Raw genomic sequence first — 14,665 nt, 5'->3', positions numbered from 1 at the left:
AATAAGGTAAAGAATAAAGCTAGTTCTAAAGTAGATGAAGTTAAGAGTAATCAAAAAGCTAAAGAGGAAATATCTAAAACACAGAGTATAGAAAAGTAAAATAATTAAAATGTGTGTTAGAAAGGAAATTTTATTAAAAGAACAAGGTCTTATAAAAAGGCTTACCGATAAAACCTTTAACCTAGATGAGAAGATAGCAAAAGGTTTTTATACAGCAAAATATTTTTTAAAGGTAAAAGAAATAGTAGGCAAACATCTACCAAACCAAAGAGTAACTATGCAGTTTTTTCAACGCCATGATGATGTTATGCTTTGTGGAGTAGATGAGAGTATTGCTATTATCCATAAATTTGCTACAAATCCACAAAATTTAGAGATATATGCACTAAACGATGGAGATATGATAAGTGCAAATGAGCCAGTTTTAAAGATAAGTGGGGCTTATGAGGATTTTGGTTGGTTGGAAAATATGATTTTATGGCGTCTATTTTGAGTCCAAGAGATCCAAAGAGATCTTAAATGGTAGACTTTTTCTTATTTTTCTTTGTAATGTAAAGATTATTGTCTGCTATTTTTAGCATATGTTCTTTTGTATTGACTTTTTCATTACAAGTAGCCGTACCAATGCTTACAGAGCCAAGCCAACAGGCATTGCTATCAAATGTAATTTTTAGTTTAGAAATAGCTTCGTGTATTCTTTTGGCTAGTCGCTCAACGCTCTTTTCATCTGTTTTGGGACATATTACTAAAAACTCATCACCACCAACTCTACAAGCTATATCATTTTTACGTATAGTTTTTTGAAGCGAGTTTGATAGCTCTATTAACACGTTATCCCCTGCATCGTGCCCGTAGGTATCGTTGATTGTTTTAAAGCTATCGACATCAAACATAATCACAGAAAAAATTTCATTAAAATTTAAAAATTTAGACATATATCTATCTAGTTCTGCCATCGTTTTATGTCGATTTCCTAGCCCCGTTAGCTGATCTGTAAGAGCGATAGTTTCTAGCTTTTTGTATGCTTCGGTAAGTTTTATATTTGAATCTTTAAGCTCTTTTGTGCGTTCTTCCACTTTTTCTTCAAGAGATTTTTTAAGTGTTAGTAGCTCTTCGTTTGATTTTATAAGCACTGCAAAAACGCCATTAAAAGACTTCACAAGCGTATCAAGCTGACCATAATTTACACCATTTATCGCATTAAATGCTTCTTCTGGTGTATCACCTGATTCTATAAATTTTATCTGTGTTGTGAGATTTTTATCCATTCCAAGTATGTGAAATGTAAGCCATTGCACTAGAAAATCGAGTAGATGCTTTGCAGTATTTTTTACGTTATCTTGATCTATTTTGTTGTATTGAAGCGTTATCTCTTTTATAAAATTTCTATGTGCTGCTATATGTTCTTTAACGTGTCTGACATCAACGTTAACATTTTTCATTATCTGTTCTTCGTTTTTAAAGTGATAATTTGTATAGTCAAATAGCTCTTTAAAAATAGGTTGCATATCCTCAAACACAGTATCTAACTCTGATAATTTTTTGCTTATCGTGTTTATGATCTCAACTAGCTTTTTATGCTCTTGGTCTATGTTTGATATATCAGTTTCAAAGTCTTTATTCCAGATAAATACATCGCTATTTTTCATTAGCTCTACCTTATTTTGGTATAAAATTTATTATAACTATTACATTATATTTTAAAATTTCTTTTATATATATAAAAAAATTATTTTAAAGTTAAAACATATTTTTACTTGACAAAAATGGCACTTTTTAGTATAATCACACTTCATTTTAAAAATGTCTTGCTAGCTCAGTCGGTAGAGCATCTCACTTTTAATGAGGGGGTCGTTGGTTCGAATCCAACGCAGGACACCATTTAAATTTATTGGCCCTTTCGTCTAGCGGTTAGGACACCAGCCTCTCACGTTGGTAACACGAGTTCGATTCTCGTAAGGGTCACCATTTTTATTTGGTCGCTTAGCTCAGTTGGTAGAGCGCCACCCTTACAAGGTGGATGTCATAAGTTCGAGTCTTATAGCGACCACCATTTTTAGGTGCAGCGGTAGTTCAGTTGGTTAGAATGCCGCCCTGTCACGGCGGAGGTCGCGGGTTCGAGCCCCGTCCGCTGCGCCATTAAATTTAAATGTCTTGCTAGCTCAGTCGGTAGAGCATCTCACTTTTAATGAGGGGGTCGTTGGTTCGAATCCAACGCAGGACACCATTTAAATTGTTAAGGGTTATGACCCTTTCGTCTAGTGGCTCAGGACTCTACTTTCTCAATGTAGAAACAGAGGTTCAAATCCTCTAAGGGTCGCCATTTTTATTTGGTCGCTTAGCTCAGTTGGTAGAGCGCCACCCTTACAAGGTGGATGTCATAAGTTCGAGTCTTATAGCGACCACCATTTAGGTGCAGCGGTAGTTCAGTTGGTTAGAATGCCGCCCTGTCACGGCGGAGGTCGCGGGTTCGAGCCCCGTCCGCTGCGCCATTTTGAGTATAAGCCTTAGTTTAAGGTATTTTGATACACTTGCCTCGTTAGCTCAGTTGGTAGAGCATATCACTCTTAATGATGGGGTCGTAGGTTCGAACCCTACACGGGGCAAATCCGATTTAAATTACATAGTATTAAATTTTTAGTTCAACTTTATCATTGTATTTACACTTATTCTTTAGCATTTCTGCAAAAAAAAAGACTTTTACACTTTTAATAATCCTTGCACTACCAAGATTACTATTAAAAATAACTTAACAAACGTCCAGTTGGTTTAGAGACACATTAACTATTATTTAAGTATTTTTTAAGTTTTAACCAAGCAAGGATGTTATGTAAAATTTATATCAAAGATAGCTTGACTTTTAGTTTGAAAGTATTAACTAAGGCATAGCTAAATTTAAACAAGGGCTAAACACCGCCAAACAAAACACAACACTAGCAGATAATAAAGTAGGCGTTTAGGTTATATATTAGCTTATGCACTGTTATTGCGTAGACTCCTTGCTTGAGTATATGAGTGCTAGAAACTACACATAAAGAGAGATGGGCGTAAGTGGTTTTAGTTAAATGTGAGATTGAGAAAGTAGCTTTTATCTTTTTAAAGATTGTCATCTTCAAACATCGTTCAAAAAAGATTATTAGTGTATCATCGCTTAGTAAAATATAGCACAGACTATAGATATAGAGGTAGAGATATATATAATATAAAGTAGAAATTATATAAATTTATACTATAAGAGAGGCGAGAGAACTCGCCTTTGATTATTTTAGTGTTTGGATATATTCAGCGACAGCTTTGATATCGTCATCGCTCATAGGAGTTGCGATAGGCTTCATCATCGCACCCATACCAAATTTATTTACACCAGTTTTATAGCCTTTTATAGCATCTATAATTGCAGCTGTGTCAAGTGTGGTTAAAACTGGGACTTTGTTGCTAAACATTTTCTCAGCTTTTTGTCCATGACAGGCAGCACATTTTTTGTATATTGTCGCACCATCAGCAGCGAACATTGAAGTTGCAAGCATGGCAACAACACCAGAAACAATTAACATTTTTTTCATTTTTCTATCCTTTTATAAGATTTTCGTTACATTATATTATAAAAATATAAATCAAACTTTAATTTACCATATGAGCATTAATGAAAATAAATTTACTTTATACACTTTCCAAGCTCATAAGCTCGTTTGTAAAGTCTATCTGTCTTAATTTAATAATTGCTTAGTTTGGTTTAACTCACAACTTTTAGCGAGTAAAAGATAGGCTAAGCTTTGTTTTATCGTCATTTATGCCTATTAGTAGCAAAGCTTGGTTAATAGCAACTCACCGTCTTTGCTATCACAAGTGAATTTATAAAGTTTAAGGGCTTTTGTATCTATGCTTTTCTTAGGCTAAGCCTTTTTTATAAATTTGTTCTAAATTTGAACAAGCCGTTGCTAGATTGCTATAACATGCTTTTTGATAGTAAATTTTTAGCCTTTCTAAAGTTATTTAATCTACTAAAATTTACAGTTAGCTTATTGCATAATATTTTATCATTTGATTCGTATTTTGATATTAAAATTTCTTTATCGCTGTCAAGCACATCTTACCACGATTAGCATTCACTAAGTCCTAGTGCAAAAACCAAGACAAGGTTTATTCAAGTCCTAGTTTTTTGCCGAGTCGTTCTTTTTGTGGACACGCCTTATTTAGACCGCGATAACATGCCACGGTATAAATTTTATACGCACGCACTTCATCTTTTTCTATTCCAAGACCAAGTTCATACATTGCACCAATATTTGCACATGATGGCACATCTCCAGCTTCGCACGCGTTTGTGTAAGCACTCATCGCCATTTCGTAATCTTGTGCGACGATATCGCCTCTGCGATATGCATTGCCTAGATGATAGCAGGAGTGGCGACCGCCTTTGTTACAACTTGTTTTATAAATTTCTACTGCTTTTTTGGGATCTTTTTTGATTCCAATCCCATTTTCATAAAGCTGTCCTAAATTTGCACATCCAAGCTCTACGCCACCATTGCAAGCTATCTCATAAAATTTAAAAGCATTTTCGTAGTTTTTTAAAAACTCATAGTTTGCTCCAGTGTCATTGCATGCTGCCATATCGCCATCATCACATTTTGGTGTTAAGATAGTTATGGCATTTTTAGAAATTTGCTGTTTGCTCTCTTCTATTTTTGGTGTTTGCTCTTTTTGCCAGAGGTCTTCTGAAGTTTGTGAACTAGAGGTTAGATCGCCTTGATTCGGTAGTGAGATACGTGATGTTTGAAAACAACCTGTAAAAAATAGTATTGCTAAAATCGCGACTATAACGCTTTTTGTCATAATTTGGCCTTAAATTTTACCGAGTATATAGTAAGTTGTATCGTTTATCTCTTTAAGATTCATCTTGTATTTTTGTGCCCATTCAACAATGATCTCATCTACTCGTTTTTTTATCTCTGCGACACTTGCGACATTTTTTATCTTGAATCTATCTTCACTTCCACTCATCGCGACAAAGCAAAGGTGCGGTTTTAGGCGATCATTTAGTGCGATGACATTTTCAGCGGTTAATCCATCGGTATTGTTTAAAATTCTCTTTATTTGTTCACTAGTGCTCTTATCTACGTTGTATCCAAGCTGTGTCAAAAGTGCGTTGTGATCCATCTTTTCTCCATTTAAAGTAAAATTTAAATTTGATTATAAGATATTTTAGGATAATATTAGCTAAATTTTAAAAGTTTGATGTAAAAATTTATTATTATCATTTTATTGATTTTTAGCGTATGTTAAGCATTGATATTCTTAACTATTAATGTCTTATGAAATGCCATTAGTCCTTATACTCTTTCTTAGAATATCTAATTTTAGCACTACTTTTTGTTTAAAATTATACTTATGGCTTTTACTACAATATGTAGTTTGTTTTATTATACTAACTCAACTAACTCAGATTGCTATGTTATAATCCTTTTTACATAGATTATAACATAATGGATAGAGTTGTTGTTGGAGTTAGTTTTTGGATAAGAGGATTGTCTAAACCAACCTTTTGCTCTGCCATTTTCGGCTCTTCCAACGCCAAGTATTAACAAGTCCTCGTACCCACTCATCTGTGCAAAAGCCTATCCAAACGCCCAAAATCCCCCAGCCAAGATATATACCTAAAAAATATCCGAGTGGCAGGCTTAGCCCCCACATAAAAGCAAGGCCACTCATTAGTGGAAATTTTGCATCACCGCTGGCACGTAGGGCATTTACGATGACTATATTAAACGTCCGTCCAGTCTCAAGCACGAGCGAGAGTGTAAAGAGTGGCAACATAATGCTTTTAAGCTCATCTGTCAAATTTAGCTCCGCCATTATATGGTGTTTAGTAAAAAACACAACTATTACAACCACACTAGTCGCAGTTATACCTATACTCAAAGCACGAAACGTCCGTTTGTAAGCCTCATTAAATCTTAAAGCACCGACTAAATGTCCCACGATGACCTCATTTGCTACACTAATACTTGCACCACAGAGCATTATAATAAGTGAAATTTGAAAGTATATCGTCTGCACCGACAAACTTGCTTCGCCCATACTCGCAACAAAACCAAAAGCGACCATATATTGCCCCATCCAGAGCAAATTTTCTCCAGCACTTGGCAGACCAACGGCTAGAATTTTATTTAAAATTTTAAATTGTAATGTAAATAATCTTTGGATATAAACTCTCACCTTTGCCAACTTAACAAGTAGCACTAAAAGCACGATAACGCCGATAAATCGCCCTATAATAGTACTAATAGCCACACCATAAAGTCCGTAGTTTGGTAAATCAAACCAGCCAAAAAGGGCAATAGCATTGCCAAAAAGTGTAATGACATTCATTAAAAGTGAGACTAGCATAACTGCAGTTGCGAAGTTATATACACGTAACACAGCAGCTATAACCATACCTATGCCATCGAATGCAAGAGCAAGTCCGAGCATATGCAAGTAGTTAAAGCTCTCTTGCTGAGTATCGGCCGGGACGTTTAAAAGCTCTAAAATTTCATATCCGAAAAAATAGATAAGCACGGCACAGCCAAATCCTAAGATGGTATTAAACGTTATAGATGCGTGTATGACGCGTTTTGCAAGATTGTGATTTTTAGCTCCTAGTGCTTGTGCGATGACGACAGAACATCCAACGCTAAGAAAGCTAAAAATAGTCATAAATAGATCCATAACTTGATTACCAGCACCCATAGCACCGACTAAGTGGACACTAACTTTTGTAACCATATACGTGTTAATAATGAGTGTGATAAAGTGTAAAAACATATCAATAAAGATAGGAATAGTAAGTTTTTTAAGCGATAAGTTCATAAAATTACCTTTTAAAGGCGTAATTTTAGCAAAAAAATATGAAAATACACTTACACTTTAGCTTTATAAATTTCAAGCAATATAAATTTAAATTTGGTTAAAATCATATCTTTAAATTTTAAGGAAATTTTGTGGCATTAATAGATCTTATAGAAATTAGTAAAAAATTTGGTTCAAATGAGATATTAAACGAGGTAAATTTTAGTTTAAATGAGCGTGAGCGTATCGCAATCGTAGGTAAAAATGGCGGTGGTAAAAGCACGTTGATGAAAATTATTAGTGGTATTTACGAACCTGATAGCGGGCGTGTGATAAGGCAAAATGGCATAAATGTAGCAATGTTGGCTCAAACGCCAAAATTTGATGAGAGTTTGAGCGTAAAAGAGGCATTGAGCCGAGAGCTTGATGAAATTTTTACTGCACGAAGTGAGTATGAGCAAGCACTAATAAAATGTGCAAAAGATCCTGAAAATCGTGATTTGCAAATGCATCAAGATGAGCTTTTTAAATTTATAGAGGCAAAGGAGGGCTGGGATATAGAGCGTAAAATAGAGCAGGTACTTGAATATTTTAGCTTAAAAGAGTATGAAAATCGAGCTGTTTGCTCACTAAGTGGTGGCGAGATCCGACGCGTGGCACTTGGAGCATTGTTGCTTAAAAAGCCTGATGTGTTGTTACTTGATGAGCCGACGAATCACCTTGATGTTTATATGGTGAGATTTTTAGAAAATATGCTGAAAAACTCACGCCAAAGCATAGTTTTTATCAGTCACGATCGCTACTTTATAGATGCACTTGCTACTCGCACGGTTGAGATAGATGGGGCAAAACTTGCTAGTTTTTATGGTGGATATGCAAATTATTTGGCTAAAAAGCAAGAAATTTTAGCTTCGCTTACCAAATCACATGAGACGCTTTTAAAGCAGCTAAGAGGCGAAGAGGAGTGGTTAAGACGTGGCGTAAAAGCAAGGCTAAAGCGTAACGAAGGGCGAAAAGAGCGAGTGCTAAAGATGCGTGAGGAGGCGAAGAAAAATCCTGGCATAATACGTCGTGTTAAACTAGAGCTTGAGCGTGCGAGTAAGAATTTTAATCAAACACAAAGCACAAACCGTAAAAAAATGTTATTTGAGTTTAAAAATTTGGGTATAAATTTAAACGGTAAAGTGCTATTTAAGGGCTTTGATGCAAGAGTTTTACAGGGTGAGCGTATCGCTATAGTCGGACGAAATGGTAGTGGTAAAAGCACACTTTTAAAAATTTTACTTGGTGAGATGAGTGCTAGTAGTGGTGAGATCAAGCGTGGTGATGTGCGTGTAGGCTACTTTGATCAGGCAAGAACGAGTATAAATGATGATAAGAGTTTGATAGAGGTATTTTGTCCAAATGGTGGCGATCATGTGCTGGTACGTGGGCGAAATATGCACGTTTTTGGATATCTTAAAAATTTTCTATTTCCAAAGGAGTTTTTAGATAAACCGGTTAGTGTGTTAAGCGGTGGAGAGAAAAATCGTCTAGCACTTGCTTTGCTTTTTACTAAAGAATACGACTGCTTGGTGCTTGATGAGCCGACAAATGACCTTGATATAGCTACTATAAATATATTAGAAGACTATCTACAAAGCTTTGAAGGAGCGATCATATTTGTAAGCCACGATCGCTATTTTGTGGATAAAATTTCAAATAAACTTTGGGCGTTTGAGGGTGAAAAGATAGAGATCGTGCATAACGAATATTCTGCGTTTTTAGAGTTAAAAGATGAGCTTGATGAGCTAAATTCATACGAAAAAGAGTTGAGTCAAAATATTGAGCAGAGCCAAAAAAATAAAAGCATAAAGTTAAGCTATAAACAAAATAAAATTTTAAACGAGTATCCAGAGCTCATAGATGCTGTGCAAGGACGGATAAATGAGCTAAATGCAGCACTTAGCGATCCGCAAATTTATCAAAAAATCGGCTTAAAAACACTAAATGACGAGCTAGAAGCGAAAAATGTGGAGCTTGAACGGCTAGAAAATGAGTATTTTGAAGTGCTTGAAGTGGCTGAGAGCTTGGAGACTAAAGCTATTTAAGTAAATTTATAAAAGTTCAAGACTTTAACAGCATTAAAGAGGTAGTTGTGTTTACATTGATGCAGTTAAATTTTGAATATTTTGATGGCTTTGGATATTATTTAAAACCCCGTAAAATTATCACTACTATTTTATAAAATATAAATTTTAAAAAGTGAGTTTATGAAAAATTTTATCTTTTTATGCTATTTTGTTTGAGTCCTCTTGCTAATAGTATTATTAAATTTTCCACACTAACATTTAATAGCTATAGTAAATTTAAACTATAAAAGGAGATAAAATGACACAGACAAAGTTGGCTAAATTTAATCCAAATGTATTTTATCCGTCTATATTTGTGATATTTTTTGTTGCGATTTTTTCAGTTGTCGCACCGGATTTTTCATTTGAGTGTTTTAAATATGCACAGAATTTTATAACAAAAAATTTTGGTTGGTTCTACGTTTTATCAATTGCGATTATTTTAATTGCGATCGCGATTTTGGGATTTTCTAAATTTGGAGAGATTAAGCTAGGAGCTGATCACTCAAAGCCTGAGTTTAAAAACATATCTTGGTTTTCTATGCTTTTTGCCGCTGGTATGGGGATAGGACTTGTATTTTTTGGTGTGAGTGAGCCGCTTATGCACTATACGCATCCGCCTGTTGGCACTGCCGAGACGATCGGTGCAGCTAGACAAGCGATGAATATTACCTTTTTTCACTGGGGGTTTGGTGCGTGGGCGACATATGCGATCGTGGCTTTAATACTTGCATTTTTTGCATATAGACACAACTTGCCACTTACACTACGCTCTGCATTTTATCCGATTATAGGAGATAAAATTTTTGGTATATGGGGCGATGCGATTGATGTATTTGCCGTAGTTGCCACACTTTTTGGTATCGCTACATCACTTGGATATGGTGTAGTGCAGGTCAATACCGGGCTTACATATATGTATGGTGTGCCAAATATGAATATCACGTTACTTTTTGTATTGTGTATTTTAGCAACCATTTCGGCGGCTAGTGGCGTCGATAAAGGTATAAAATTCCTTTCAAATTTAAATATATTTGTAGCTATTGTTTTTATGCTTTTTATACTATTTTTAGGCCATACTACACATCTTTTGCAAAGTTTAGTTGAAAATAGTGGTAAGTATATCTCAACGCTCATCTCAAACACGCTTAACCTTTACGCATATGATAAGGGTAAGGATACTTGGCTAGGCGGTTGGACGTTACTTTACTGGGCTTGGTGGCTATCATGGTCGCCATTTGTAGGGCTTTTTATCGCTAAAATTTCAAAGGGCAGAACGATACGTGAGTTCATCATCGGAGTATTACTCGTGCCGACTGGTTTTACATTTATGTGGATGACATTTTTTGGTAATAGTGCAATTGAAATGGTGCAAAATGGCTTTATAGAGCTTGCAAATGTCGCAAACTCTGATAGCTCAATGGCTATTTTCATGTTTTTAGATAAGTTTAACTTTTCTAGTGTTTTAGGTACGATCGTGGTTTTGATGGTAGCGGTATTTTTTATTACTTCGGCTGACTCTGGTGCGATGGTGATGAATATGCTTTGTTCAAATGGTAAGGACAATACCCCAATGTGGCAGAAAATTTTCTGGGGACTTAGCGTTGGTGTGGTCGCTTGTGTACTTATGATGAATGGTGGACTTGCCTCGCTTCAAGCGATGACAATCTCGGCGGCGTTACCATTTACGATAGCACTTATGATGGCGATATTTGGCCTATTTAGGGCGTTACGTGTAGATGTACTTAAAAAGCACACTCAAAGCGTGTTTTCAAATATGCCACTCTCTGAGATGTCAAAGTCGTGGCAGGAGAGATTAGCAGCGATTATAAATTTACCAAATAAACGGAGTGCAGACAGATTTATAAATGATACGCTCATACGAGTTTTTGACGAGCTTAAAGTAGAGTTTGAAAAAAATTCGCTAAAAGCAAAGATAATTAAAAACGATCAGGATAAATTTATAGAGATTATAGTCGGGCTTGGTGATGAGATGGATTTTTACTATGGCGTAAAACTTATAAAAAGACAAAGCCCTGATTATACAAATTTTTTAGGTGGAGATGATTTGTATTATAGAGCGGAGGTGTTTTTAAAAGAGGGTGGACAGGATTATGACATACTTGGTTGGAGTGAGGCGACTATCATAAATGACGTGATAGAGCAGTATCGTAGGCATATGCAGTTTTTACAGACTTTGCGAAATGGCTAGCACAGTCAAACAAAATATAAGCAAAAATGCGTTAAAATCACCTTTTTACTTATAAATTTAAAGGATAAAACGTGAAAAACAGACAAAGCTGGAGTTCAAGACTTACATATATTTTAGCTGTTGCTGGTGCTACAGTGGGCTTTGGTGCGACTTGGCGTTTTCCTTATCTAGTAGGTGAAAATGGTGGTGGTGCATATGTTCTTACATTCTGTATCGCGATGATTGTCATCGGCATACCTATGATTTTAGTTGAAAACGCTATAGGTAGGCGACTAAAAGTTAATGCTGTAGATGCGTTTAGTGGTAGTGTTGGTGGCAAAAAAATACCGCCTTATTGGAAGATCGTTGGATATATGGGACTACTTGGTGCATTTGGAATTATGGCTTATTATATGGTTATTGGTGGCTGGGTATTAAATTATATCTTGCAGATTGTTTTTGGTCTGCTTGATCTTTCAAATGTCGTTGATATAGCCACTACAAGTGCCTTTTATGAGCAAAATATTGTTAATAACCCACTTGCTATTAGTTTTGCGACACTTGTTTTTGTTTTGATAAATTATATTATTTTAGTGCAGGGTGCAGTTACTGGAATAGAGCGAGCTGCGAAGTATCTTATGCCACTTTTGTTTTTGCTTATGCTAACGATGGTTATTAAAAATTTAAGCCTTGATAGTGCGATGCAAGGAGTTAAATTTTATCTAACACCTGATTTTTCAAAGATAAATATGAAGCTTTTTATTGATGTTTTGGGGCAGGTATTTTTCGCCCTTTCGCTTGGTTTTGGTGTAATGATAACACTTTCTAGCTTTGTGAAAAAAGATGAAGCCTTGATAAAAATTTCATTTATCACGGGACTTTTAAATACAGGTATTGCGGTTTTGGCTGGATTTATGATATTTCCATCACTTTTTACCTTTGGCATAGAGCCAAACAGTGGCCCGAGCCTTGTATTTAAGAGCCTTCCGATAGTTTTTTCTCATATGTGGGCTGGCGGAGCGTTTGCAGTAGCGTTTTTTACACTTTTAATGATAGCTGCCTTAACGACATCTTTGCCTATTTATGAAGTGATGATAACCACGATTCAAGAAAAGACACATATTTCACGCAGAAAAGTCATATTTGTCGTGCTTGGTGGCATTTTTGTGCTTGGCAATCTCCCATCACTAATGGCTACAAATTTATTAAGCAATATAACTATATTTGGTAAAAATATCTTTGATGCATATGACGCCATAAGTGCGACTATATTTTTCGTGCTAACTTCACTTGGATGTGCGATATTTGTTGGTTGGGTGCTAAAAGACGAGGCAAAGCGTGAGATATTAAAGGGTAGTGAGAGATATGCAAAGATAGTTGATTTTTGGTTTTGGTATGTTCGCTACATTATTCCATTTATTATTTTAGTAGTTTTTGTTAGTAGTTTTTATGATAATTTCATAAAATAAATTTACTAAATTTTGATAATATTTTGCAAAAATTTAAAGGAATTTTATGTTTTATGCCTTGATATTCTTATATATTTTATATACTTTAGTTAGAATTTATCTCTGTATTTTAGATATAAATTTCGTAAAAAACGAGAGCCACAAACCTGCTGTAGTGCTAAGTGAAGATGAGTATAAAAATGCTGCTATTATAAAGATAGACAACCATAAATTTGAGATAATAGGGGCTTTATTTCATGCATTTGTTTTTATTATTTGGGCTACTTGGGGGCTTAGAGCTTTAAGCGAGATTACGCTTATGCAAAATACAATGAGCGAAAATATAATTTTTGTGATGAGTTTTTTGCTTATTAATGCCGTGGTTGAGTTGCCGTTTAGTTTATATGAGAGCTTTGTAAAGGATAAAAAACAAGGTTTTTCAAATATAACACCAAAAATTTTTATTATTGATACGATAAAGTCACTTGCTCTTACGCTCGTTTTTGGATCGCTTTTTGTCTGGCTGATACTTTTGTGTATAAATTTCTTAGGTGAGCTTTGGTGGATGTGGGCGTTTATGCTTAGCTTTGTGATAATCTTAATTATAAATTTAATCTATCCAACGCTTATTGCACCGATATTTAACAAGGTAAAACCACTTGAAGATAGTGATTTAAAAAGATCTATAATAGGACTTCTTGATAGTTGTGGTTTTAAAAGTAGTGGTGTTTTCATACTTGACGCAAGCAGACGAGACAATAGATTAAATGCATACTTTGGTGGACTTGGTGCGACGAAACGTGTCGTGCTGTTTGACACGCTTATTGAAAAGCTACAATCTGATGAGATTATAGCTGTTTTAGGGCATGAGTTGGGACATTTTAAGCATAAAGATATTTTTAAGATGATAGCTTTGAGTGCAGTTATGTTATTTTGTATGTTTTTAGTCTTTGGTAATATCTCAAATAGCATATATAACGCACTTGGACTTAGTGATAATGGTGGAGCAGTGATAGTGTTTTTGTTGCTTTTTTCGCCTATTTTTAGTTTTATTTTTACGCCCATTATCTCATATTTTAGCCGTAAAAATGAGTTTGAGGCTGATGAGTTTGGTGCGAGTGTGAAAAGCAGAAATGATATGGTAAGTGCTTTAAAAAAGCTAGGTAGTGAGAATAAAGCCTTCCCGAAGGCTCATCCGCTTTACTCATTTGTCTATCACTCGCATCCTAGTCTTTATGAACGCATAAATGAGCTAAGCCGTGAAGATAGCTGAGGCCTTGCAGCTAGCAAGTATCGATTTTAAAGGTATTTGCGATAATCCTACTAGAGTTGCCAAAATATTACTTATGCATCATTTAGACATAAGTTTGGAATGGATATTTTTAAATTTAGATAAAAGCTTAGAGCGAGAGAGCGAGTATTTTAGCCTTATAAATCGCTTTAAATCACATGAACCGCTTGAATATATAACTGGCAAGACGTCATTTTATGGACTTGAGTTTTTTGTTCAAAGTGGGGTTTTAATACCACGCCCCGAGACTGAGATATTAGTAGATAAAGCACTTGAAAATTTATTAAATTTAAAAGCACCAAAAGTATGCGAGATAGGCGTTGGTAGTGGTGTTATCAGTATTTGCTTAGCACTTAATTCAGACGCTATGATAATTGCTACTGATATAAGCGAAAAGGCATTAGAGGTAGCACAAAAAAATGCTAATAAATTTGGCGTGAGTGAGCGTATAAATTTTGTGCATTGTGCTTATATGGACGAGGTGAGTGGAGGGTTTGACCTAGTTGTTTCTAACCCTCCATATATCGCAAACTCATATAAGCTTGATGAGTTTGTATTAAATGAACCTCACGAGGCACTTTTTAGTGGTGAGAGTGGTGATGAGATGCTTAAAAATATCATTTTAACCACTAGAAATAGGGCGATTAACACTCTAATATGCGAGATGGGTTATGATCAAAAAAAATCTATGCAAAATGCCCTTTTTCTTAATCAATTTGAGGCTGAATTTTATCAAGATTTAGCTGGTTTTGATAGAGGATTTGTAGCAAATTATAAATTTAAATAAGGAAAA

General features: G+C 35.2%; 11 protein-coding genes and 9 tRNA genes. 15 read left to right on the top strand and 5 right to left on the bottom strand.

The window, feature by feature from the left end:
• Window positions 1-109 precede the first annotated feature (109 nt).
• On the top strand, window positions 110-493 hold the full coding sequence (locus KDE13_RS06910) for a nicotinate phosphoribosyltransferase (protein WP_212143194.1): 384 nt from the start codon (window positions 110-112) through the stop codon (window positions 491-493).
• Window positions 494-515: 22 nt separating this feature from the next.
• On the opposite strand, the gene KDE13_RS06905 is transcribed toward KDE13_RS06910, so the two are convergent.
• The gene (locus KDE13_RS06905; RefSeq protein ID WP_212142122.1) at window positions 516-1,649 is read right to left on the bottom strand and encodes a GGDEF domain-containing protein; all 1,134 of its coding nucleotides are present in this window, start codon (window positions 1,647-1,649) and stop codon (window positions 516-518) included.
• Between the two features lie 156 nt (window positions 1,650-1,805).
• On the opposite strand from KDE13_RS06905, the gene KDE13_RS06900 reads away from it, so the two are divergent.
• The 9 genes from KDE13_RS06900 to KDE13_RS06860 all read left to right on the top strand — a co-directional run bounded on the left by KDE13_RS06900 (window position 1,806) and on the right by KDE13_RS06860 (window position 2,606).
• Window positions 1,806-1,881, top strand: a tRNA-Lys gene (locus KDE13_RS06900).
• Between the two features lie 12 nt (window positions 1,882-1,893).
• A tRNA-Glu gene (locus KDE13_RS06895) sits at window positions 1,894-1,968 on the top strand.
• 9 nt (window positions 1,969-1,977) lie between these two features.
• A tRNA-Val gene (locus KDE13_RS06890) sits at window positions 1,978-2,053 on the top strand.
• A gap of 9 nt (window positions 2,054-2,062) precedes the next feature.
• A tRNA-Asp gene (locus KDE13_RS06885) sits at window positions 2,063-2,139 on the top strand.
• Window positions 2,140-2,151: 12 nt separating this feature from the next.
• Window positions 2,152-2,227 (top strand) — tRNA-Lys (locus KDE13_RS06880).
• A gap of 20 nt (window positions 2,228-2,247) precedes the next feature.
• A tRNA-Glu gene (locus KDE13_RS06875) sits at window positions 2,248-2,323 on the top strand.
• A 9-nt stretch (window positions 2,324-2,332) separates the two neighbouring features.
• Window positions 2,333-2,408: transfer RNA gene (locus KDE13_RS06870), tRNA-Val, on the top strand.
• A gap of 7 nt (window positions 2,409-2,415) precedes the next feature.
• Window positions 2,416-2,492: transfer RNA gene (locus tag KDE13_RS06865), tRNA-Asp, on the top strand.
• A 41-nt stretch (window positions 2,493-2,533) separates the two neighbouring features.
• Window positions 2,534-2,606 (top strand) — tRNA-Lys (locus tag KDE13_RS06860).
• Between the two features lie 654 nt (window positions 2,607-3,260).
• Here KDE13_RS06860 and KDE13_RS06855 read toward each other — a convergent pair.
• The 4 genes from KDE13_RS06855 to KDE13_RS06840 form a co-directional block, all read right to left on the bottom strand.
• Entirely contained in the window at window positions 3,261-3,563 is a 303-nt protein-coding gene (locus KDE13_RS06855; RefSeq protein ID WP_212140992.1) for a c-type cytochrome, read from the bottom strand.
• A 577-nt stretch (window positions 3,564-4,140) separates the two neighbouring features.
• Window positions 4,141-4,836 (bottom strand): tetratricopeptide repeat protein, encoded by a 696-nt coding sequence (locus KDE13_RS06850; RefSeq protein ID WP_212140993.1) that lies wholly within the window; start codon window positions 4,834-4,836, stop codon window positions 4,141-4,143.
• 9 nt (window positions 4,837-4,845) lie between these two features.
• Window positions 4,846-5,160 carry a type II secretion system protein gene (locus KDE13_RS06845; protein WP_212140994.1) on the bottom strand — a complete coding sequence of 105 codons (315 nt, stop codon included), beginning with the start codon at window positions 5,158-5,160 and terminating at the stop codon, window positions 4,846-4,848.
• Between the two features lie 372 nt (window positions 5,161-5,532).
• Entirely contained in the window at window positions 5,533-6,852 is a 1,320-nt protein-coding gene (locus tag KDE13_RS06840; protein ID WP_212143193.1) for an MATE family efflux transporter, read from the bottom strand.
• Between the two features lie 131 nt (window positions 6,853-6,983).
• Between KDE13_RS06840 and abc-f the strand changes: the two genes are divergently transcribed.
• The 5 genes from abc-f (at window position 6,984) to prmC (ending at window position 14,659) form a co-directional block, all read left to right on the top strand.
• On the top strand, window positions 6,984-8,921 hold the full coding sequence (abc-f, locus tag KDE13_RS06835; RefSeq protein WP_212143192.1) for a ribosomal protection-like ABC-F family protein: 1,938 nt from the start codon (window positions 6,984-6,986) through the stop codon (window positions 8,919-8,921).
• A gap of 280 nt (window positions 8,922-9,201) precedes the next feature.
• Entirely contained in the window at window positions 9,202-11,154 is a 1,953-nt protein-coding gene (locus tag KDE13_RS06830) for a BCCT family transporter (protein ID WP_212140997.1), read from the top strand.
• Window positions 11,155-11,225: 71 nt separating this feature from the next.
• On the top strand, window positions 11,226-12,602 hold the full coding sequence (locus KDE13_RS06825) for a sodium-dependent transporter (protein WP_212140998.1): 1,377 nt from the start codon (window positions 11,226-11,228) through the stop codon (window positions 12,600-12,602).
• A gap of 46 nt (window positions 12,603-12,648) precedes the next feature.
• On the top strand, window positions 12,649-13,854 hold the full coding sequence (locus KDE13_RS06820) for a M48 family metallopeptidase (RefSeq protein WP_212142118.1): 1,206 nt from the start codon (window positions 12,649-12,651) through the stop codon (window positions 13,852-13,854).
• Window positions 13,841-14,659, top strand: coding sequence for a peptide chain release factor N(5)-glutamine methyltransferase (prmC, locus tag KDE13_RS06815; RefSeq protein WP_212143191.1), 819 nt, complete (start codon window positions 13,841-13,843; stop codon window positions 14,657-14,659). The genes KDE13_RS06820 and prmC overlap by 14 nt, the downstream gene beginning before the upstream one ends.
• Window positions 14,660-14,665 lie beyond the last annotated feature (6 nt).

The sequence above is a fragment of the Campylobacter anatolicus genome (assembly GCF_018145655.1).
Classification (GTDB): domain Bacteria; phylum Campylobacterota; class Campylobacteria; order Campylobacterales; family Campylobacteraceae; genus Campylobacter_A; species Campylobacter_A anatolicus.
This window is presented reverse-complemented; position numbering and strand designations above follow the sequence as displayed.